Source organism: Streptomyces sp. NPDC046881 (assembly GCF_040645015.1).
Classification (GTDB): domain Bacteria; phylum Actinomycetota; class Actinomycetes; order Streptomycetales; family Streptomycetaceae; genus Streptomyces.
In genome coordinates this window covers 1-20,267 of sequence record NZ_JBEYXJ010000048.1, presented here as the reverse complement: position 1 = coordinate 20,267, position 20,267 = coordinate 1, and the positions used below count along the sequence as shown (strand labels likewise).

Annotated in this window: 18 protein-coding genes; 5 read left to right on the top strand and 13 right to left on the bottom strand. The window is 73.1% G+C overall.

Annotated features, from left to right (window positions below):
• Positions 1-28: 28 nt before the first annotated feature.
• The 9 genes from hpnD to ABZ923_RS22630 all read right to left on the bottom strand — a co-directional run bounded on the left by hpnD (position 29) and on the right by ABZ923_RS22630 (position 9,295).
• On the bottom strand, positions 29-991 hold the full coding sequence (hpnD, locus tag ABZ923_RS22670; RefSeq protein ID WP_361474715.1) for a presqualene diphosphate synthase HpnD: 963 nt from the start codon (positions 989-991) through the stop codon (positions 29-31).
• Positions 988-1,884, bottom strand: a complete 897-nt coding sequence (hpnC, locus tag ABZ923_RS22665; RefSeq protein ID WP_361474713.1) for a squalene synthase HpnC — start codon at positions 1,882-1,884, stop codon at positions 988-990. The genes hpnD and hpnC overlap by 4 nt, the downstream gene beginning before the upstream one ends.
• Before the next feature lie 360 nt (positions 1,885-2,244).
• Positions 2,245-3,033: an ABC transporter ATP-binding protein gene (locus ABZ923_RS22660; RefSeq protein ID WP_361474711.1), complete on the bottom strand. Its 789-nt coding sequence runs from the start codon at positions 3,031-3,033 to the stop codon at positions 2,245-2,247.
• Positions 3,026-3,955 carry an ABC transporter permease gene (locus tag ABZ923_RS22655; RefSeq protein ID WP_361474709.1) on the bottom strand — a complete coding sequence of 310 codons (930 nt, stop codon included), beginning with the start codon at positions 3,953-3,955 and terminating at the stop codon, positions 3,026-3,028. Before ABZ923_RS22655 ends, ABZ923_RS22660 begins: the two co-directional genes overlap by 8 nt.
• Positions 3,956-4,038: 83 nt before the next feature.
• Positions 4,039-4,911: a glycosyltransferase gene (locus tag ABZ923_RS22650; RefSeq protein ID WP_361474791.1), complete on the bottom strand. Its 873-nt coding sequence runs from the start codon at positions 4,909-4,911 to the stop codon at positions 4,039-4,041.
• A gap of 8 nt (positions 4,912-4,919) precedes the next feature.
• Complete coding sequence (locus ABZ923_RS22645; RefSeq protein ID WP_361474707.1) at positions 4,920-5,699, bottom strand: CDP-alcohol phosphatidyltransferase family protein; 780 nt, start codon at positions 5,697-5,699, stop codon at positions 4,920-4,922.
• The gene (locus ABZ923_RS22640) at positions 5,677-6,738 is read right to left on the bottom strand and encodes an iron-containing alcohol dehydrogenase family protein (RefSeq protein WP_361474705.1); all 1,062 of its coding nucleotides are present in this window, start codon (positions 6,736-6,738) and stop codon (positions 5,677-5,679) included. Before ABZ923_RS22640 ends, ABZ923_RS22645 begins: the two co-directional genes overlap by 23 nt.
• Positions 6,726-7,478, bottom strand: a complete 753-nt coding sequence (locus ABZ923_RS22635; RefSeq protein ID WP_361474703.1) for a phosphocholine cytidylyltransferase family protein — start codon at positions 7,476-7,478, stop codon at positions 6,726-6,728. Before ABZ923_RS22635 ends, ABZ923_RS22640 begins: the two co-directional genes overlap by 13 nt.
• Positions 7,475-9,295 (bottom strand): DUF5941 domain-containing protein, encoded by a 1,821-nt coding sequence (locus ABZ923_RS22630; RefSeq protein ID WP_361474701.1) that lies wholly within the window; start codon positions 9,293-9,295, stop codon positions 7,475-7,477. The genes ABZ923_RS22635 and ABZ923_RS22630 overlap by 4 nt, the downstream gene beginning before the upstream one ends.
• Positions 9,296-9,560: 265 nt before the next feature.
• Between ABZ923_RS22630 and galE the strand changes: the two genes are divergently transcribed.
• From galE to idi, 3 genes are all read left to right on the top strand, one after another.
• Complete coding sequence (gene galE / locus ABZ923_RS22625) at positions 9,561-10,532, top strand: UDP-glucose 4-epimerase GalE (RefSeq protein ID WP_361474699.1); 972 nt, start codon at positions 9,561-9,563, stop codon at positions 10,530-10,532.
• Between the two features lie 133 nt (positions 10,533-10,665).
• The gene (locus ABZ923_RS22620; protein WP_361474697.1) at positions 10,666-11,607 is read left to right on the top strand and encodes a cation diffusion facilitator family transporter; all 942 of its coding nucleotides are present in this window, start codon (positions 10,666-10,668) and stop codon (positions 11,605-11,607) included.
• A 175-nt stretch (positions 11,608-11,782) separates the two neighbouring features.
• The gene (gene idi, locus ABZ923_RS22615; RefSeq protein ID WP_361474695.1) at positions 11,783-12,376 is read left to right on the top strand and encodes an isopentenyl-diphosphate Delta-isomerase; all 594 of its coding nucleotides are present in this window, start codon (positions 11,783-11,785) and stop codon (positions 12,374-12,376) included.
• 3 nt (positions 12,377-12,379) lie between these two features.
• Here the strand turns inward: idi and ABZ923_RS22610 are convergent, their stop codons facing one another.
• Positions 12,380-12,877, bottom strand: a complete 498-nt coding sequence (locus ABZ923_RS22610) for an ATP-binding protein (RefSeq protein ID WP_361474789.1) — start codon at positions 12,875-12,877, stop codon at positions 12,380-12,382.
• Between the two features lie 212 nt (positions 12,878-13,089).
• Here ABZ923_RS22610 and ABZ923_RS22605 point away from each other — a divergent pair, with 212 nt between their 5' ends.
• Positions 13,090-13,845 carry an enoyl-CoA hydratase/isomerase family protein gene (locus ABZ923_RS22605; RefSeq protein ID WP_361474693.1) on the top strand — a complete coding sequence of 252 codons (756 nt, stop codon included), beginning with the start codon at positions 13,090-13,092 and terminating at the stop codon, positions 13,843-13,845.
• On the opposite strand, the gene ABZ923_RS22600 is transcribed toward ABZ923_RS22605, so the two are convergent.
• Both ABZ923_RS22600 and ABZ923_RS22595 read right to left on the bottom strand, forming a co-directional pair.
• Positions 13,832-14,467, bottom strand: a complete 636-nt coding sequence (locus ABZ923_RS22600; protein WP_361474691.1) for a DJ-1/PfpI family protein — start codon at positions 14,465-14,467, stop codon at positions 13,832-13,834. The two genes, ABZ923_RS22605 and ABZ923_RS22600, sit on opposite strands and share 14 nt — an antisense overlap.
• 10 nt (positions 14,468-14,477) lie before the next feature.
• Positions 14,478-15,437: a GlxA family transcriptional regulator gene (locus tag ABZ923_RS22595; RefSeq protein ID WP_361474689.1), complete on the bottom strand. Its 960-nt coding sequence runs from the start codon at positions 15,435-15,437 to the stop codon at positions 14,478-14,480.
• A gap of 193 nt (positions 15,438-15,630) precedes the next feature.
• Here ABZ923_RS22595 and ABZ923_RS22590 point away from each other — a divergent pair, with 193 nt between their 5' ends.
• On the top strand, positions 15,631-18,012 hold the full coding sequence (locus ABZ923_RS22590) for a Tex family protein (protein WP_361474687.1): 2,382 nt from the start codon (positions 15,631-15,633) through the stop codon (positions 18,010-18,012).
• A 145-nt stretch (positions 18,013-18,157) separates the two neighbouring features.
• On the opposite strand, the gene ABZ923_RS22585 is transcribed toward ABZ923_RS22590, so the two are convergent.
• The gene (locus ABZ923_RS22585) at positions 18,158-20,179 is read right to left on the bottom strand and encodes a tetratricopeptide repeat protein (protein WP_361474685.1); all 2,022 of its coding nucleotides are present in this window, start codon (positions 20,177-20,179) and stop codon (positions 18,158-18,160) included.
• Positions 20,180-20,267: the final 88 nt, after the last annotated feature.

The window sequence follows — 20,267 nt, the reverse complement described above, 5'->3', positions numbered from 1 at the left end:
CCGGCCGGCTCTGGTGCGGTGCGCTGCATCAGGCGCGCCTCCGCACGGAGCGCCGGGAGACGGGGCGGGCCACGTGCCGGGTGTCGAGCCCGGACAGGCCGCGCACGGCGACGTAGGCCTTCTCGTGGCCGGGCAGCGAGACCCGGCCGCGCAGCACGGCCTCCGGGTCGCGCTCGATGCGGTCCAGCAGCCGGCGGTAGATGCCGGCCATCGCGGCCACGCAGGCGCCGCTGCGCCGGTCCAGCATGGGCAGCAGCCGGTAGCCCTCGGCGAACAGGGCCCGGGCGCGTCGCACTTCGAAGTGGACGAGGCCGGCGAAGTCGGAGCCCTCCGGCGGGGTCGGCCCGTGGAAGCCGGCCGAGCAGCCGAACTTGGCGAGGTCGTCGGCGGGCAGGTAGGTACGGCCGCCCGCCGCGTCCTCGCGGACGTCCCGCAGGATGTTGGTGAGCTGCAGGGCGAGGCCCAGCGTGTCGGCGTACTCGGCCGCGCGCTCGGCGCCGCGGGCTCCCGGTTCGGTGCCGAACACGCCGAGCGAGAGGCGGCCGATGGCACCGGCGACACACCGGCAGTACACCTTCAGGTCGTCCCAGGTCTCGTAGGTCTCCCCGCGTACGTCCATCTGGACGCCGTCGATCAGCTCGTCGAGGCCGCCGAGCGGGATCGGGAAGGCGTCCGCGGCGTGGCTGAGGGCGACGGCCACCGGGTCGGTGTCGTCCTCCTCGACGCCGCCCTCGCGGATCCGGGCGAGCAGCGCCCGGGTGTCCTCCAGGCGCGCCAGCTTGACCTCGCCGGCCAGGTCGCCGTCGCCGATGTCGTCCACGCGCCGGGAGAACGCGTACAGCGCCGACATGGCGCGGCGCTTGGCCGTCGGCAGCAGCCGGATGCCGTACGCGAAGTTGCGGGCCTGCTGCCCGGTCACGACCTCGCAGTAGCTGTAGGCGGCGAGTACCGGCGCGGACACGTGCGGCGGAGACTCCACGGTCCGGATCACCTCTCTCCTCGCAGGATCACGCCCACCTCACGCAGCAACTGGACCTTGCCGGGTCTGGGCGGGCCGGGAAGTACGTCGTATTCGGCGGCGGCGATCGCCCGGATCGCCGCCCTTCCTCCCGCCACGAACCCCGCGAGCAGCAGCTTCAGCCTTCCGTGGACGCTACCCACCAGGGGGGCGCCTTCATTCAGCAGATCGCGTGCGCGTTGTGCTTCATATGCAACCAGGGCGCGCACCGATGCGCTCGCGGTTTTCGCGGCGAGGTCCGCCTCCTGGACGTGGAAGCGCTTCATGTCGGCGGCGGGGAGGTAGATCCGGTCGCGGCCGAGGTCCTCGGCGACGTCCTGGAGGTGCTCCACGATCTGCAGCGCCGTGCAGACCGCGTCGGACAGCCGGATCCGCTCGGGCGTGGAGGTACCGGTGACGGCGAGGACGAGGCGGCCGACGGGGTTGGCGGACAGCTCGCAGTAGGCGAGGAGGTCGTCGTAGGTCTCGTACCGGGTGACGAGCTGGTCCTGGCGGTTGGCGGCGATCAGCCCGAGGAACGGCTCGGGGGTGAGGGCGCGGCGGCGGACGGTGGGCTGCAGGCGGCGCAGCAGCGGGTGGCGCGGGGTGCCGCCGAAGACGCGGCGCAGGTCGGCCTCGAAGGCGTCGAGGAGAACCAGCCGGTCCGCGGCCGCGGCGGGCGGCACGCCGAGCAGCCGGGCGTCGGTGCCACCGGGGGCGAGGTCGCCGTCGCCGATGTCGTCCACGAGGCGGGCGAAGCCGTAGACGGCCATGAGGTCCTCGCGCCAGGCCCTGGGAAGGAAGAACGGGGCCACGGGGAAGTTCTCGCCCGCGGCCTTGTCCAGCGTGGCGCGTTCCAGGTCGGGCGCCGTGCCGGTGGCCGTCATCGGGAGCTGCCCGGGGCGGGGACGGCACACGCTGCGCTGAGCAGGGGAGTTTCCGTAGCCATTGCCGTCACATCTCCCGTTCTACACTGCCGACCCAATACACACTATTTCGGACACGCCGCCCCGCACTGCGCGGGGCCGTCCCGTCGCAGGGTGTCGCGCATTATCGCCCCACTTGCCGCTTTCCGGCACCGGTACAGCTTACGTTGTACAACGCGGCACGGACCGTCGGGGTGTCCTGCACATCACAACAACACACCGATTGGCTCCAAGATTCCTTCCGCCAGGCCGAGTTGACGCTTCCTTTGCAGACGCAGGGCCCCGCCGGAGGAATTCCGGCGGGGCCCTGGCCGAAACGCGTCACTTGCCCGTGAACTTCTCGTACTCCTTCAGGACCTCGTCGGTCGGACCGTCCATGCGCAGTTCGCCGCGCTCCAGCCACAGCACGCGGTTGCAGGTGTCGCGGATGGACTTGTTGTTGTGACTGACCAGGAAAACCGTTCCGGCCTCCTTGCGCAGTTCCCGGATGCGCTCCTCGGAGCGCTTCTGGAACTTGCGGTCGCCGGTGGCCAGCGCCTCGTCGATCATGAGGACGTCGTGGTCCTTGGCTGCGGCGATGGAGAAGCGCAGGCGCGCCGCCATGCCGGAGGAGTACGTGCGCATCGGCAGGGTGATGAAGTCGCCCTTCTCGTTGATGCCCGAGAAGTCGACGATGTCCTGGTAGCGCTCCTTGATCTGCTCCCGGGACATGCCCATGGCGAGACCGCCCAGGATGATGTTCCGCTCGCCCGTGAGGTCGTTCATCAGGGCCGCGTTCACGCCCAGCAGGGAGGGCTGGCCGTCGGTGTAGACCTTGCCCTCCTCCGCGGGCAGCAGACCGGCGATGGCGCGCAGCAGGGTGGACTTGCCGGAGCCGTTGGAGCCGATCAGACCGATGGCCTCGCCGCGGTAGGCGACGAAGGACACACCGCGCACGGCGTGCACCTTGCGCACCCCGCGCGCCGCGTCGCCGGAGCCCCGCCTGAGGATCCGGCTCAGGGCCGCCGTCGCGCTGCCCTTGCCGGTCTTGGCGCCGTTGACCCGGTAGACGATGTGCAGGTCGTCCGCGATGACCGTCGGACGGCGATCCTGGATGTTCTGCTCAGCCACGGCCGTACCGCTCCTCCGCCTTCCAGAAGTACACGAAACCGCCCACGGCGAAGAGCACGGCCCAGCCGCCGGCCACGGCCCAGACGTGGTCGGGCAGGTTCCCGGAACCGTAGCCGTCGATCAGGGCGAAGCGCATCAGGTCCATGTAGACGGCGGCCGGGTTCCACTGCAGGACCGTCGCGATCCAGTGGGGCTTGTCCTGCAGCATGACCGGGATGGAGAACATCACGCCGGAGGCGTACATCCAGGTCCGCAGCACGAACGGCATCAGCTGCGCGAGGTCCGGCGTCTTGGCGCCCATGCGGGCCACGATCAGCGCCAGACCGGTGTTGAACAGGAACTGCAGCACCAGCACCGGCACGATCAGCAGCCAGGACGGGCCCGGGTAGCTGCCGAAGCCGATCGCCACGACGAACAGCACGATCATCGAGAACAGCAGCTGCTGGAGCTGCTGGAGCGAGAAGGAGACGGGCAGCGAGGCGCGCGGGAAGTGCAGGGCGCGCACCAGGCCGAGGTTGCCGGAGATCGCGCGGACGCCGGACATCACCGAACTCTGGGTGAAGGTGAACACGAACACGCCGGTCACCAGGAACGGGATGTACACGTCCCGGGACATGCCGCGGCTGGCGTGCAGGATCAGCCCGAAGATGAAGAAGTACACGGCCGCGTTCAGCAGCGGCGTGGCCACCTGCCAGAGCTGGCCGAGCTTGGCCTGGCTGTACTGGGCGGTCAGCTTCGCCTGGGAGAAGGCGAGGATGAAGTGGCGGCGTCCCCAGAGCTGACGGACGTACTCCACGAGCGAGGGCCGGGCGCCGCTCACGGAGAGGCCGTACTTGGCGGCGAGCTCGGCCGCCGTCAGTCCCTCGTCGGGCGACGGGGCCGCGGTCACCGCGACCGTGCCGTCGTGCGTGGTCTCACTCACAGGTGTGGAAACTTTCGTCTTCGGGTTCGCGTTCGCGTGCGTCCTGCCCTGCGCGGGCGCACCGGCGCACGGGGACGAGCTTGTCAGATGACCGGGGGACGGCCCAGTCGGGTGAGCCGCCACACGGTACGCCAGCGCATCGGGCGGCGCGGGCCGCAGGGCGTGGTCCAGCCTTCCCGGAAACCGCCGAACCATGCCTTCAGGGCCGGCCCCGAGGGACGGCGGAGCAGGGTGAGCAGCAGCCAGACGCCCAGGTAGACCGGCACCAGGAGGGCGGGGAGGTTGCGGCGGGCGAGCCAGACCCGGTTGCGGGCGACCATGCGGTGGTAGACCGCGTGCCGCGAGGGCGCGGTCGTCGGGTGGTACAGCACCATGTCGGACCGGTAGTCGATCATCCAGCCGGCGTCGAGGGCCCGCCAGGCCAGGTCGGTCTCCTCGTGGGCGTAGAAGAACTCGTCCGGGAGTCCGCCGACCTCGGCGAGGACGCGGGTGCGGACGGCGTTGGCGCCGCCGAGGAAGGTGGTGACCCGGGAGGAGCGCATCGGGTCGGAGGCGCGCAGCCTGGGCACGTGCCGGCGCTGGGTCTCGCCGGTGTCGGGGTCGGCGATGCGGAAGCTGATGATGCCCAGCTCCGGGTCGGCCGCGAAGGCCTCGCGGCACAGCTCGGCGGTGTCGTGCCGGGCGAGCAGGCCGTCGTCGTCGAGGAAGAGCAGGATGTCGACGTCGCGGCCGCCGGGCCCGAAGGCCTCTATGCCGACGTTGCGCCCGCCGGGGATGCCCAGGTTCTCGGGCAGCTCCACGGTCCGGACGCCCTCGGGGACGTCCGGGACGGGCGAGCCGTTGCCGACGACGACCACCTCGACCGGGTCGCCGTCCTGCTTGGCGACGGAGTCCAGCAGGGCCCGCAGTTCCTCGGGCCGGTTGCCCATCGTGATGATGACGGCGCCGACCTTCATGGGCGCGCTCACTTCAGCCTGCTGGAGGCGAGGATGGACACCAGGTGCAGCAGCGTCTGCAGCAGGGCGATGCCCGCGAGGACGGCCGTACCGAGGCGGGTGAAGAACAGGTCGCCGCGGGCCTGGTCCGCGATCGCGAGCACCAGGATGAGCAGCGAGGCCTCGATGCCGAGGATCAGCCGGTGGAACTTCAGCGCCGCCGCGGCCCGGCGGGCCAGCGCCATGCCGGAGGAGCGCAGCTCGGAGGCGGCCTCCTGCACCGGGGGCTTGCCGGTCTGGTGGCGGGCGACGCCGACCAGGTCGGTCTCGGCCTTGATCAGGATGGCGCCGAGCGCGGCGAGGGTGCCGAGGAAGGCCCACAGCCAGTCGATCCGGCCGGGGCCCCACAGGTCGGCGGCGCGCAGGCCGAGGCCGACGAGGACGGCCGCGTCGGTAAGGTAGGCGCCGACGCGGTCCAGGTAGACCCCGGCGAGCGAGTACTGCTTCTTCCAGCGGGCGATCTCGCCGTCGACGCAGTCCAGCAGCAGGTACAGCTGGGTGGCGACCACGCCGAGCACGGCGCCCACGATCCCCGGCACCAGCAGGGCCGGGGCCGCGAGCACCCCGCAGACGGTCATCAGGTACGTGAGCTGGTTCGGCGTGACCCTGGTGTTCACCAGGTAGCGGTCGACGCGCAGGGACACCTCGCGCATGTAGAGGCGTCCCGCCCAGTGCTCACCGCTGCGCCGGTCCTTCACCCCCGCGGGGTGGACGACCGGACGGAGTTCAGCTACCGATGGCCTTGACATAGTCGGCGTAGATGTCCTTGATCTGGTTCGTCTTGAGGTCGAGGTGTTCGAGGATCGTGTAGCGGCCGGGCCGGGTCTCGGGGGCGAACTCCACCGCGCGGACGAACTCGTCCACGGTGAAACCGATCTCGTCCGGCAGCACCGGAAGCCCGTGCCGGCGCAGCACCTCGGCCATGTACGCCGACTCCTCGTGGGCGCCGCGCAGGTACATGGCGAAGGCGGCACCGAGGCCGCACTGCTCGCCGTGGGCGGCGGCGCGCTTGGGGTAGAGCAGGTCGAAGGCGTGGTTGATCTCGTGGCAGGCACCGGAGGACGGGCGGGAGTCGCCCGACACGGACATGGCGATGCCGGTGAGCACCAGCGCCTCGGCGAGCACCTGGAGGAAGCCGTCGTCGCCGACTCCGCCGGGGTGCCGGAGCACCGCCTCGCCGGCCTGGCGGGCCATGGCGGCGGCCAGGCCGTCGATCTTCTCGCCGTTGACCCGGTTGGCCAGCTCCCAGTCCGCGACCGCGGAGATGTTGGAGACGGCGTCGCCGATACCGGAGCGGACGAACCGGACGGGTGCCTCGCGGATCACGTCGAGGTCGATGATGACCGCGATCGGGTTGGGCACGCCGTACGAGCCGCGGCCCGCGTCGTTGTCCAGGGTCGCCACCGGGGAGCACAGGCCGTCGTGCGCGAGGTTGGTGGCGACCGCGACCAGCGGCAGGCCCACCCGGGCCGCCGCGAACTTGGCGCAGTCGATGATCTTCCCGCCGCCGAGGCCGACGACCGCGTCGTAGTGGCCGGCCTTTATGTCGCTCGCCAGCCGCACCGCGTCGTCGATGGTGCCGCCGCCGACCTCGTACCAGCTGGCGCCGGGCAGCGAGGGGGCGATCCGTTCGCGCAGCCGGGCGCCGGAGCCGCCGCTGACGGCGATGGCCAGCCGGCCCGACTGGGAGATGCGCTCGTCGGCCAGGACGCAGCCCAGGTCGTCGAGGGCACCCGGGCGGATGTCCACGACGACCGGCGAGGGGATGAGCCGGGTCAGTACTGGCACGCGATCTCCCGTCCACGGGCGAGATCGTCGTGGTTGTCGATCTCGACCCACTTGACGTCGCCGATCGGCGCCACGTCGATGCGGAAGCCCCGGTTGACGAGTTCCTGGTAGCCGTGCTCGTAGAACTGCTGCGGGTCGGTCTCCCAGACCGTCTTCAGCGCGTCGGCCAGCTCCGGCGCGGCGTCGCCCTCGATCAGGGTGACGCCGATGTACTCGCCGGTGGCCTCGGCCGGGTCCATCAGCTTGGTGATCCTCGTCATGCCCTTGTCGGGGTCGACGACGACCTTCATCTCCTCGTCGGCCAGGTTCTTCACCGTGTCCAGGGCGAGGATGATCTTCTTGCCGTCGCCGCGGGCGGCGAGCAGGGTCTTCTCGACGGAGACCGGGTGCACGGTGTCGCCGTTGGCGAGGATCACGCCGTCCTTGAGGGCGTCACGGCCGCACCACAGGGAGTAGGCGTTGTTCCACTCCTCGGCCTTGTCGTTGTCGATGAGGGTGAGCTTGAGGCCGTACTTGGCCTCCAGGGCCGCCTTGCGCTCGTAGACGGCCTCCTTGCGGTAGCCGACGATGATCGCGACCTCGGTCAGCCCGATCTCGGCGAAGTTGCCGAGCGTCAGGTCCAGCACCGTGATCGAGTCCTCTATGCCCGCGGGCCCCACCGGCACCAGCGCCTTCGGCAGGCTGTCGGTGTAGGGGCGCAGACGCCGTCCGGCGCCGGCCGCGAGCACGAGGCCGATCATGCGGTTTCTCCTTCGTCGTGTACAGCGGGCGCCCCGGCGGACACCCAGAAGCGGATGCTCTCGACGAGCACCACCAGGGCGACGGCCACGGCGAGGACCGTGAGCGCGGCCTTGAACTGCGCGGCGGTGAGCAGCGCGGCGAGGACGGTGACGAGCAGGGTCCGCCCCTCGTGCCCCCCGATGGCGCGCACCAGCCGGGCCGGCGGCGCTCCGGCGTTGCCGCGGATGCGGTACACCGTGTCGTAGTGATGGTAGGCGACGGCCGCCACCAGGCCGAAAGCCGCAGGAAGCGCCCCGTTCACCCCGGCTTTGCCGGCCAGGGCGAGCACCGTGCCGTACTCGGCGGCCCGGAAGAAGGGCGGGACCAGCCAGTCGAGGGCGCCCTTGAGGGGGCGGGCGACGGCGAGGGCCGAGGTGAGGACGTACACGGCGGCGCCGGCGACCGGCAGCAGGCCGCCGAAGTCCGTGAGGGCCGAGGCGGCCGTCACCGCGGCGCCGCCGAGCAGGGCGACGGCGGGTACGGCGAGTCCGGGCAGCCCCTTGCCGGCCACGCGCCGCACGGCCCCGGCGAGCGGTCCCGAGTCGGCGAGGTCGGCGAGGGCCTGTGCGGCCCGGTCGGTCCGCCGCGCCTTGCGGGTCAGGGAGCGCAGCACCCGGCCCGCGGTCGTGTACGTGGCGGCGAAGGCGCAGCCGGCGAGCAGGACGTAGAAGGTGATCCGCGGGGTGGTCGCCGCGGTGAGGACCGCGATCATCGCCCAGCGCTCGCCGATCGGCAGCACGATCATGCGGCGCAGCCAGACCGTCCAGCCGACGCTGTCGAGCCGGTCGGAGAGGGCGGCGGTGGGGCTGGTGTTGGCGGTGGCGTCGTGGTTGGCCTCGTTGAAGGAGAAGTCGACCACGTGCCGGCAGGTCTGCAGGATCATCGCGCCGAGGGCGAGGGCCCACACGTCGTCGCCGCCGCGGGCCGCGCCGAGCGCGAGGCCGGCGTAGTAGGCGTACTCCTTGGCCCGGTCGAAGGTGGCGTCGAGCCAGGCGCCGAGGGTGGAGTACTTCAGGGCGTAGCGGGCGAGCTGGCCGTCGGTGCAGTCCAGGACGAAGGAGGCGATCAGCAGCACACCGGCCGCGACGAAGCCGCCGCGGGTGCCGGTCGCCGCGCAGCCCGCCGCTATCAGCGCGGTGAGCAGCGAGGCCGTGGTGACCTGGTTCGGGGTCAGGCCGCGGCGGGCGCACCAGCGGGCGAGGTAGCGCGAGTACGGGCTGATGAAGAACGTGGTGAAGAAGCCGTCGCGGGACTTCACGGCCGACTTCAGGCGAACCGCCTCGTCGTCGACGGCGGCCACGGCCTGCCGGGCCTCGTTGCGGGCCTGCGGGTCGGCCGGGACCGTGGCGACCAGGCTGCCGAGCTCGGGCCGGTGCACGGCGCCGCCGTCGGCGTCGAGCGCGGTGGCGACGCGGTCGGCGAGGCTGTCCACGGCGAGCGCGGGGGCGCCGCCGGCCTGGGTGGTGCCGCCGTCGGCGGAGGTCTCGCGGGCCACGGCCCGGGTGAGCGCCTGCCGGGCGGCGGGCTGGGCGGTGACGGCGCCGGGCACGGCGGCGAGCGGGAAGCGCGGGTCGGTCAGGCCGAGCCGCAGCGCGTGCGGGTGGCCGACGAAGCGGGCGTCGACCAGGGCCACGCGGCGGTCGGCCGGCACGGCGGCGAGCAGGGACTCGGTCTCGGCGGCGCCGGCCGCCACCCGCACCTCGAAGCCGAGGGACCGCAGATCGTCCTCCAGTGACGATCCGGGGACCGGCTGACCGGTGACGATGGCGGTCGACAACCGAACTCACTCCCTGGGTGCCGGCGCACGGGCGCCGGTCGTCTGCGTGGTGGGGCGCCCCTGCCTGCGGCACCCGGGCGGCATGTCGGCAGAGGCTATCGGATGGGCCGGGGGCCGTGTTCACCGGCCGTTCACGGCCCGGTCCTCGGGGGCTGCCCCGGCCTTTGCCGCGATCATCATCGGGGATCGGGGGCCCGGCCCACAAACCGATGGGGCAGACCCGGGCAACCGGGACACCGGACGGCTCGGCATAGGGTGGACGACCATGACGTGGCTGATCACCGGCGGAGCCGGATACATCGGGGCGCATGTGGCACGGGCCATGGCGGGCGCCGGGGAGAGCGTCGTGGCGCTGGACGACCTGTCGGCCGCCGTGCCCGAGCGGTTGCCGGCCGAGGTGCCGCTGGTCCGGGGCTCGACGCTGGACGGGGACCTGCTGAAGCGGGTCTTCGCGGAGTACGGCGTGACGGGCGTGGTCCATCTCGCGGCGCGCAAGCAGGTCGCGGAGTCGGTGGCGCAGCCCACCCGCTACTACCGGGAGAACGTGGGCGGTCTGGCCACCCTGCTGGACGCGGTCGCCGAGGCGGGCGTCGGCCGGCTGCTGTTCTCCTCGTCGGCGGCCGTGTACGGCAACCCGGACGTGGACCTGATCACCGAGGACACCCCGTGCGCCCCGGTGAACCCGTACGGCGAGACCAAGCTGGCCGGGGAGTGGCTGGTGCGGGCGGCGGGCCGGGCGCACGGGATCTCGACGGTCTGTCTGCGCTATTTCAACGTGGCGGGCGCGGCGGCGCCGGAGCTGGCGGACACGGGCGTGTTCAACATCGTGCCGATGGTCTTCGACCGGCTCACCCGGAACGAGGCCCCGCGCATCTTCGGCGACGACTATCCGACGCCGGACGGCACCTGTGTGCGGGACTACATCCACGTCGCCGACCTCGCGGACGCCCACCTGGCGGCGGCCCGGCGGCTGGCCGGCGGGGACGCGGCCGGCGATCTGACGCTGAACATCGGCCGCGGCGAGGGCGTCTCGGTGCGCGAGCTGATCTCGGTCGTCGGGGAGGTCACCGGGGACCGCCGGGCGCCCGTGGTGGAGGGCCGGCGTCCCGGTGACGCGCCGCGCGCGGTGGCCTCGGCCGAGCGGGCCGCCGAGGAGCTGGGCTGGCGGGCCCGGCGCGGGGTGCGGGAGATGGTCGAGTCGGCGTGGGCGGGCTGGCGGCTGCACCACGGCCGGTGAGCCGGGACCGCGCTGACCTGCGGAACGTTTCCGCAGGTCACGGCACATGACAACGGTGTTCAGTGCCGCGTTGCCCCGTACCCCCGCCCCATAGTTCACTGGCCTCCGGGCAGGCACACGGAAGGCGGTAGTCATGGGGGCAGGGCACGACCACGGGCACGCGCACTCCCACGCGCCGGCTCCGGGTACGGCCACGGCCGCGTACCGGGGCCGGCTGCGGATCGCGCTCGGCATCACGCTGACCGTCATGGTGGTCGAGATCGCCGGCGGTCTGGTCGCGGACTCGCTCGCGCTGATCGCGGACGCGGCCCACATGGCGACCGACGCGGTGGGCCTCGGCATGGCGCTGGTCGCCGTGCACTTCGCGAACCGCCCGGCGAGCACCAACCGCACCTTCGGCTACGCCCGCGCCGAGATCCTCGCGGCCCTGGCCAACTGCCTGCTGCTGCTCGGGGTCGGCGGATACGTCCTGTACGAGGCGGTGCAGCGGTTCGTGGAGCCCGCGGCGACCCGGGGCGGCCTGATGGTCGTGTTCGGCCTCGTCGGCCTGGTCGCGAACTCCGTCTCGCTGGTCCTGCTGATGCGCGGCCAGAAGGAGAGTCTGAACGTGCGCGGCGCCTTCCTGGAGGTGGCGGCGGACGCGCTGGGCTCGGTGGCGGTGCTGATCTCGGCGGCCGTGATCCTGGCCACCGGCTGGCAGGCGGCGGACCCGGTCGCCTCGCTGGTCATCGGGCTGATGATCGTGCCGCGGACGCTGAAGCTGCTGCGCGAGACGCTGGACGTGCTGCTGGAGGCGGCCCCCAAGGGGGTCGACATGGCGGAGGTCCGGGCGCACATCCTGGCGCTGGACGGCGTGGAGGACGTCCACGACCTGCACGCCTGGACGATCACCTCGGGCATGCCGGTGCTGTCGGCGCACGTGGTGGTCAGCTCCGAGGCGCTGAACGCCATCGGGCACGAGAAGATGCTGCACGAGCTGCAGGGCTGCATCGGACACCACTTCGACGTGGAGCACTGCACCTTCCAGCTGGAGCCGGGCGGCCACGCGGAGCACGAAGCACGGCTGTGCCACTGACCGACCGCACTCCCGTTCGACGCATCCCCGGACGGTTCCCCGCGCCGGACGCCGGGCACGATGATCTACCGGGTCCGACTCCCGGTGCCGCGCCGCGCGCCACCCCGTGGACGTGCCGGGAGTGCCGGATTCGTACGGCAGACTTGGGGTGCGAAGACCGAGGCGAAGGATGGGTATGCCGATCACACCTGCCACCGCGACGCACAGCTCGTCGGAGGGCACCGCAGAGGCGATTTTGCTGGAACTGGTCGACGAGAAGGGTGTGACGACCGGTACGGCGGAGAAGCTCGCCGCCCATCAGCCGCCCGGGCAGCTGCACCGGGCGTTCTCGGTGTTCCTCTTCGACGAGCAGGGCCGGCTGCTGCTCCAGCAGCGGGCGCTCGGCAAGTACCACTCCCCCGGTGTGTGGTCCAACACCTGCTGCGGTCACCCGTACCCGGGCGAGGCCCCGTTCGCGGCGGCGTCCCGGCGCACGTACGAGGAGCTGGGCGTGTCGCCGTCGCTGCTCGCGGAGGCCGGCACGGTCCGGTACAACCACCCGGACCCCGCCTCGGGCCTGGTGGAGCAGGAGTTCAACCACCTGTTCGTCGGCCTGGTGCAGGCGCCGCTCGGGCCGGACCCGGAGGAGGTCGCCCGGACCGCCTTCGTGACGGCGGCCGAGCTGGCCGAGCGGCATGCCCGGGACCCGTTCTCGGCCTGGTTCATGACCGTCCTGGACGCGGCCCGTCCGGCGATCAGGGAACTGACGGGCCCGTCCGCGGGCTGGTAGGCGTCACGGCAGTGCGGCGGGCTTGAGCGGCAGGGCGGCCCAGATCACCTTGCCGCCGCTCGCGGTGTGCTCCACGTCGACCACCCCGCCCGCCTCCCGGGCCACCTCGCGCACCAGGAGCAGTCCCCGGCCGCCGGTCTGGCCGTGGTCGGCCTCCAGGGCGGTGGGGCGGTAGGGGTGGTTGTCCTCCACGGACACCCGTACCCACTCGGCTCCGACGGCCACCTCCACGGCGAGCACCGGCGACAGCAGCGCCGCGTGCCGGACCGCGTTGGTGACCAGTTCGGAGACGATCAGCAGCAGGCCGTGCACCAGGTCGTCGGAGACCGGCACGCCCTGGCGCAGCAGCAGGTCCCGCACCGCGTGCCGGGCCTGCGGGACCGAGGCGTCCACCGCGGCCGCGGTGAACCGCCAGACACCTTCGTACGGCAGGGGGTCCGGCGGCCGTTCGGCGCCGTCCCCCGCTGGGCGCGGGCCGTCCCCGCGCCCATGGTCGTCCATCGTCCGGTCGCCACCCTCGCGCTCGATTGTCACCACACGTCGAGTGTTGGGAACGATGCGCTCAGGCCCGGATACCTGAACACAAGTCGGCGGGTATCGAACGGTTTCTGACCGACTCCGCATGACCTGGTCGCGGTGGGGACTGTTCCTGTTCCCCGGGCGCCGGTTCGCGAACTAGTCGGGTTGTACGAGGCCGACGATACGATCCCCGCATGGAGCCCCAGCTGTCCCACCAGGTCACCGACTCCGTCGCCACCGTGGTGATCCGCCATCCCGCCAAGCGCAACGCCATGACGACCGCGATGTGGCGGGCCCTGCCCCCGCTGCTGGACGCGCTGGCCCGCGACGGCGGGGTACGGGCGCTGGTGCTGACCGGCGAGGGCGGCACCTTCTGCGCGGGCGCCGACATCTCCACGCTGCGGGGCTCGCCGGAGGAGGCGCCGGCCCTCGCGGTCGCGGCCGAGGAGGCCCTGGCCGCGTTCCCCAAGCCGACCCTGGCCGCGGTGCGCGGGCACTGCGTGGGCGGCGGGGCACAGCTCGCGGCGGCCTGTGACCTGCGGCTGGCCGAGGAGGGGGCGCTGTTCGGGGTGACACCGGCGAAGCTCGGCGTCGTCTACCCGGCCTCCTCGACCCGCCGGCTGGTCTCGCTGGTCGGTCCGGCCACGGCCAAGTACCTGCTGTTCACCGGCGAGTTGTTCGACGCCGACCGGGCGCTGCGCACCGGCCTGGTGGACGAGGTGCTGCCCGAGGGCGACCTGGACAAGCGGGTCGCGGACCTGACCCGGGTGCTGGTGTCCCGCTCGCAGCTCACCCAGGCCGCCGCCAAGGAGTTCGCCGACGGCCGCACCGACCGCGACGCCTACTGGAGGGCGCAGGCGCGCGGCAGCGGCGACGTCGCGGAGGGGGTCGCCGCGTTCCTGGAGCGCCGGCAGCCGCGCTTCACCTGGAGCGTGTCTACGTCAGGCTGAACAGCCGGCCGGCGCGCAGTCCCTCGACCAGGTGCGCGGGCGCCTTGTCCGGGGAACCGGCGTCGTAGGGCGGCTGGGGGTCGTACTCGGTCAACAGTTGGACGGCCCGGGCGTGTTCGTCGCCCGCGATCCGGCCGGCCAGGGTGAGCGCCATGTCGATGCCGGCGGAGACCCCGGCGGCGGTGACGTACTTGCCGTCGGTCACCACCCGCTCCCCCGTCGGCTCGGCACCGAACGTCCCCAGCAGGTCCAGGGCGGTGAAGTGGCTGGTCGCGCGGCGGCCGCGCAGCAGTCCCGCGGCGGCCAGCAGCAGCGAGCCGGAGCAGACCGATGTCGTCCAGGTGCTCGTCGCGTCGGCCGCGCGCAGCCAGTCCAGCAGGACCGGGTTCTCCATCTGGGCCATGGTGCCGGGCCCGCCCGAGACCACCAGGAGGTCGGGTCCGGGCACCTCGTCCAGGGCCTGGTCGGCGGTGACGGCGAGGAATCCGGTGTCCGTGCGTACGGGGCCGGCCTGCTCGGCGACGAAGACGACGCGCGCGTCCGGCAGCCGGCTGAGGATCTCGTAGGGTCCCACGACGTCCAGGGCGGTGAAGCGGTCGTAGACGACCAGGGCGATCTGCATCGGCTTCCTCTCAGTGGGCGGGTGCCGGCCGGAACCGGCGCCGGTATTCGGCCGGAGCCGTGCCGAGCGCCTTGACGAAGGCGCGGCGCATGGCCTCCGGGGTGCCGTAGCCGCTGGCGCGGGCGACCTCCTCGACACCGTCGGGGGTGTCCTCCAGCAGCCGGCGGGCGTGTTCCAGGCGGACCCGGTCGACGTAGCGGCCGGGGGTCATGCCGGTCTCCTCCCGGAAGGCGCGGGCGAAGTGCCGTGGTGACAGCCGGGCCCTGGCGGCGAGCGAGTCGACCGTGAGGTCGCCGGCCGGGTGCTCGGTGATCCAGCGCTGGACCTCGCGCAGCGGTGCCCGCTGCGCGGTCTGGGCGGCGAGCTGGGCGCTGAACTGCGCCTGGTTGCCGGGCCGGCGCAGGAAGACCACCAGGTGCCGGGCGACCGCGAGGGCGACGTCCCGGTCCAGGTCCTCCTCGACCAGGGCGAGGGCCAGGTCGATGCCGGAGGTCACCCCGGCCGAGGTGGCGACGTGCCCGTCCCGGACGTAGATCGGCTCCGGGTCCACCTCGACGGCCGGGTGGTCGCGGGCGAGTGTGCCGCAGTACGCCCAGTGGGTCGTCGCCCGGCGGCCGTCGAGGAGCCCGGCGGCGGCGAGCAGGACGGCGCCCGTGCAGACGGAGACCAGGCGCGGGGCGCGCGGCCCGTGGGTGCGCAGCCACTCGGTCAGCCGCGGGTCGGGGGTGCGGGTGCCCTCGCCGCCGGGAACCAGCAGGGTGTGCGGGTCGGCCGCCGCGGTGAGCGCCTCGTCCGGTACGAGGGTCAGGCCGGAGGAGGTGCGCACCGGGCCGCCGTCCAGGGAGGCCGTACGGACCCGGTAGGTGCCCGGCGTGTGCTTCTCGGCGCCGGCGAACACTTCCAGCGGGCCGGTGACGTCGAGGCTCTGCACGCCGTCGAAGAGGACGAAGAGGAGGGTTCGCTGCGCCATGCCTCGATTCTTCGCGCCCCCGGTCATGGCCGCAATGACGTCTTTCCCACCTTTTCTGCCATCCGGCCGCGCGGGACGGACCGGGGCCCGCGAGCGGCCCGGCGCCCCGCCGGGTGCGCCCTGATCCCCGGGATGTCGGTGTCACCTGCCACAATTGCCGCGCAACCTTGAGTGGAGAAGGCGGTACGGGATCGTGACGACACCCGGGTCCCTCGGAGCAGGGTCCATCGAAGGCAGGATCGCCGAGGAACTCGGCGTACGGGAGCGGCAGGTGAAGGCCGCGGTGGAACTGCTCGACGGCGGTTCCACGGTGCCCTTCATCGCTCGCTACCGCAAGGAAGCGACCGAGATGCTCGACGACGCGCAGCTGCGCACCATCGAGGAGCGGCTGCGCTATCTGCGGGAGCTGGAGGAGCGGCGCACCGCGATCCTGGACTCGGTGCGGGAGCAGGGCAAGCTCACCGAGGAGCTGGAGGCGCGGATCCGCGGCGCCGAGACGAAGGCGCGGCTGGAGGACGTCTACCTCCCCTACAAGCCCAAGCGGCGCACCAAGGCGCAGATCGCCCGCGAGGCCGGTCTGGAGCCGCTCGCGGAGGGACTGCTGGGCGACCCGACGGTCGAACCGCTGGCGGCCGCCGCCGCGTTCGTCGACGCCGGCAAGGGCGTCGCCGACCCGCAGGCCGCGCTGGAGGGCGCGCGGGCGATCCTCACCGAGCGGTTCTCGGAGGACGCCGACCTGATCGGCGAGCTGCGCGAGCGCATGTGGGTGCGCGGGCGGCTGGCCGCCAAGGTGCGGGAGGGCAAGGAGGAGGCGGGCGCCAAGTTCGCCGACTACTTCGACTTCGCCGAGCCGTTCACCGAGCTGCCCTCGCACCGGATCCTGGCGATGCTGCGCGGGGAGAAGGAGGAGGTCCTGGACCTCGTCCTGGAGCCGGAGGAGGCCACCGAGGGCCCGTCGTCGTACGAGGGGATCGTCGCCCACCGGTTCGGGATCGCCGACCGGGGCCGCCCGGCCGACAAGTGGCTGACGGACACCGTCCGCTGGGCCTGGCGCACCCGCATCCTGGTCCACCTCGGGATCGACATCCGCCTCAGGCTGCGGACGGCCGCCGAGGACGAGGCGGTCAACGTGTTCGCGGCGAACCTGCGGGACCTGCTGCTGGCCGCGCCGGCCGGCACGCGCGCGACGCTGGGCCTGGACCCCGGTTTCCGTACGGGCGTGAAGGTCGCCGTGGTCGACGCCACCGGCAAGGTCGTCGCCACGGACGTGATCTACCCGCACGTCCCGGCCAACAAGTGGGACGAGGCCCTCGCCAAGCTGGCCCGGCTGGCGAAGGAGCACGCGGTCGAGCTGGTCGCGATCGGCAACGGCACCGCGTCCCGCGAGACCGACAAGCTCGCCGGCGAACTCCTCGCCCGGCACCCGGAGCTGAAGCTCACCAAGGTGATGGTGTCCGAGGCGGGCGCATCGGTGTACTCCGCCTCGCAGTACGCCTCGCAGGAGCTGCCGGACATGGACGTCTCGCTGCGCGGCGCCGTCTCCATCGCCCGCCGGCTCCAGGATCCGCTGGCCGAGCTGGTGAAGATCGACCCGAAGTCGATCGGCGTCGGCCAGTACCAGCACGACCTGTCCGAGGTGAAGCTGTCCCGCTCGCTGGACGCGGTCGTCGAGGACTGTGTGAACGGCGTCGGCGTGGACGTCAACACCGCGTCCGTGCCGCTGCTCGCCCGGGTGTCGGGCATCTCGGCCGGGCTCGCCGAGAACATCGTCGCGCACCGGGACCAGAACGGTCCGTTCACGTCCCGCTCCGAGCTGAAGAAGGTGGCGCGGCTCGGCCCGAAGGCGTACGAGCAGTGCGCGGGCTTCCTGCGCATCCGCGGCGGCGACCCGCTGGACGCCTCCAGCGTGCACCCCGAGGCCTACCCGGTGGTGCGCCGCATGGTGAAGACCACGGGCCAGGAGGTGGCGTCCCTCATCGGCAACACGGGCGTGCTGCGCTCGCTGCGGCCGGCCGACTTCGTGGACGACACCTTCGGCCTGCCGACCGTCACCGACATCCTCAAGGAGCTGGAGAAGCCGGGCCGCGACCCGCGTCCCGCGTTCCGGACGGCCACCTTCAAGGAGGGCGTGGAGAAGATCTCCGACCTGTCCGCCGGGATGGTCCTGGAGGGCGTGGTCACCAACGTGGCCGCCTTCGGCGCGTTCGTCGACGTCGGCGTCCACCAGGACGGCCTGGTGCACGTCTCGGCGATGTCGAAGACGTTCGTCAAGGACCCGCGCGACGTGGTCAAGCCCGGGGACATCGTCAGGGTGAAGGTGCTCGACGTCGACATCCCGCGCAAGCGCATCGCGCTGACGCTGCGGCTGGACGACGAGGCGGCACCGCAGGGCCAGGGCGGCGGCCGGCAGCAGCGCGGCGGCGGGGCCCGTCCGCCCCAGCAGCGGCAGGGCGGCGGCCAGCGGCAGGCCCGGGGCGGCGGCGACCGCGGCGGCCGGCAGGCGCCGGCACCGGCCAACAGCGCGATGGCGGACGCGCTGCGCCGCGCGGGCCTGCTGGACCCGAAGAAGCGCTGAGACGGCGGGGCAGGGGCCGTACGGCTGCGGCCCCTCGCCGGCCCACGGCCGGGGACGGCGCCGGTGTGCGGGCTCGGCCGGTGGCCCGTACGGCCGGTGGGCCCGTACGGGCCGGCGGGCCGGCGCGGTCAGTGGGTCGGGGCGGTCAGTGGTGGTGGCCGTAGACGGCGGCTCGGGTGCCCGCGCGGGCACAGGCTTCGTCGGCCAGGGCCCGGGCCTGCGCCGCCTCGGTGTGCCGGCCCGCGGACTCCAGCGCCAGGGCGAGGTTCGACCCGGTCAAGCCGGTCGCGTACCAGTTGTCGTACTCCTGGCGGATGCGCAGCGACTCCTGCAGGGCGGTGATCGCCTCCGCCGTCCGGTCCGCCGCCAACAGGGCCCAGCCGAGACTGTTGAGGGAGTCGCCGTAGTAGATGCGGTCCCGTCCCTGGTGCAGGCCACGGGCGCGGTGCAGGGCGGCGGCCGCCTCGGTGTGCCGGCCCGCCGCGTCCAGGGCGAGCCCGAGATTGTGCTGGGCACGGCCCTCGTTCCACCGGTCGCCGAGGGCCTGGAAGCGGTCCCGGGCCCTGCGGTGCGTGTCGAGGGCCAGTGCAACGTTGCCGGCCCGGCGCTGGGCGAGGCCGAGGTTGTTCCAGGCCATGCCCTCGCCCCTCGCGTCCCCGATGCGCCGGAAGAGGCGGGCCGCACGGGTGAGCGGTTCGAGTGCTTCGTCGGGCCGTCCGCCACGGGACAGCGCGGCGCCCAGGTTGTTGCAGGCACTGGCCTCGGCCGGCTCGTCCCCCAGATCGTGCGCGAGGGTGCGGGCGGTGCGGCTGACGGCGACCCAGTCCTCGAAGAAGCGGCGCCACCGCAGATATCCGGCCAGGTGCAGGGCGAGGGCCACCCGGGCCTCCGGGTCCTGCCGGTCCGGCCACTGCACGGCGGCCACGAGATTCGCGCGCTCGCTGTCGAACCAGGCCAGGGCGCCGTCCCGGCGGGCGACGGCCGCCGGGGACGGGTCGTGCACCGGGGCGGGCAGATGGCGGTCGCAGAGTGCCGCCTGCCGCAGCAGGTGCTCCCGCACCCGGGTGCGCGCGGCCCGCGCCGCCGCGGCCAGTTCCGGGTCGGACTCCCCCAGCACGGAGGCGTGGCCGCGGACGAGATCGTGGATGCCCCAGCGTTCCCGGCCCTGCCCGTCGGGCTGCTCCCGTGTCACCAGATGAGCCCACGCGAGGTCGTCGAGCAGGTCCAGCGCCGCCCGCTTCGTCAGTTCGGTGATCACCGCCACGGTGTCCGTCTCGTAGTCCGCGCAGGGCACCTGTGCCAGCAGGCACAGGGCCCGGGCCCGGTCGGCGGGCAGCCGGCGCACGGAGGCCTCCAGTACGGGCGCGAGCGCGAGCGGCCTGCCGTACTGGTCGACGCCCCGGCTGCGCAGCGCGTCGGTGACACCCGTTCCTGAGCGGAGTTCCGCGACGAGGGACGCGACACGGCCACGGGACCGGCGGTGCCGCAGCAGGGCGGCCGCGATCTGGAGGGCCAGCGGCATGTGCCCGCACAGGCCGGTCAGTTCACCCAGGGATCCGGCCTCCCGTTCCAGCCGGTCGTCCCCGGCCTCGCGCAGGCGCAGTGCCCCGGCGACGAGCGCGGCGGAGTCCTGTGGGCACAGCGGGCCTAGCGACAGCTCCCGGGCGGGCAGCGAGGGGTGGGATTCCCGTGAGGTGAAGACGACGCAGTGCTCGGCGCTGCCGGGCAGCAGCGGCGGGAGCTGACCGGGTTCGCAGACGTTGTCGAACAGCAGCAGGACGCGTCTGCCCTGGTCGGCGAGGGTGGCCAGGCGACTGAGGTACAGGGCGTGCTGGTCGATCTCCTCGGAGGGCAGGTGGGCGTTGCCGACCCCGAGGGCGTACAGCAGGGCCGCGACGGCCAGTGTGGGCGTGACCGGCGTGTCGTCGTAGCCCGCGAGATCGAGGAAGAGAGTGCCGCCGGTGAACCAGCCGTTGCGCCGGGCGACATGGGCGGCCTGGAGTGCGAGAGCCGTCTTGCCCATGCCGCCGAGCCCGGTCACAGCCCACAGGACGGACGAGTCGGCGGCCGGAGCGCCGTCGGGTGGCCGTAACCCCTCCAGGAGCGCCGCGAGTTCGCGGTCGCGTCCGGTGAACCCGGCGGGGGCGGCCGGCAGCGCGGACAGCACGGTCGGCTCGTACGGCGGCCCGGGGGGGGGGGGGGGGGGGGCCGGCCCCCCCCCCGCGGGGCGCCCGCCCCCCCCCCCCCCCCCCCCG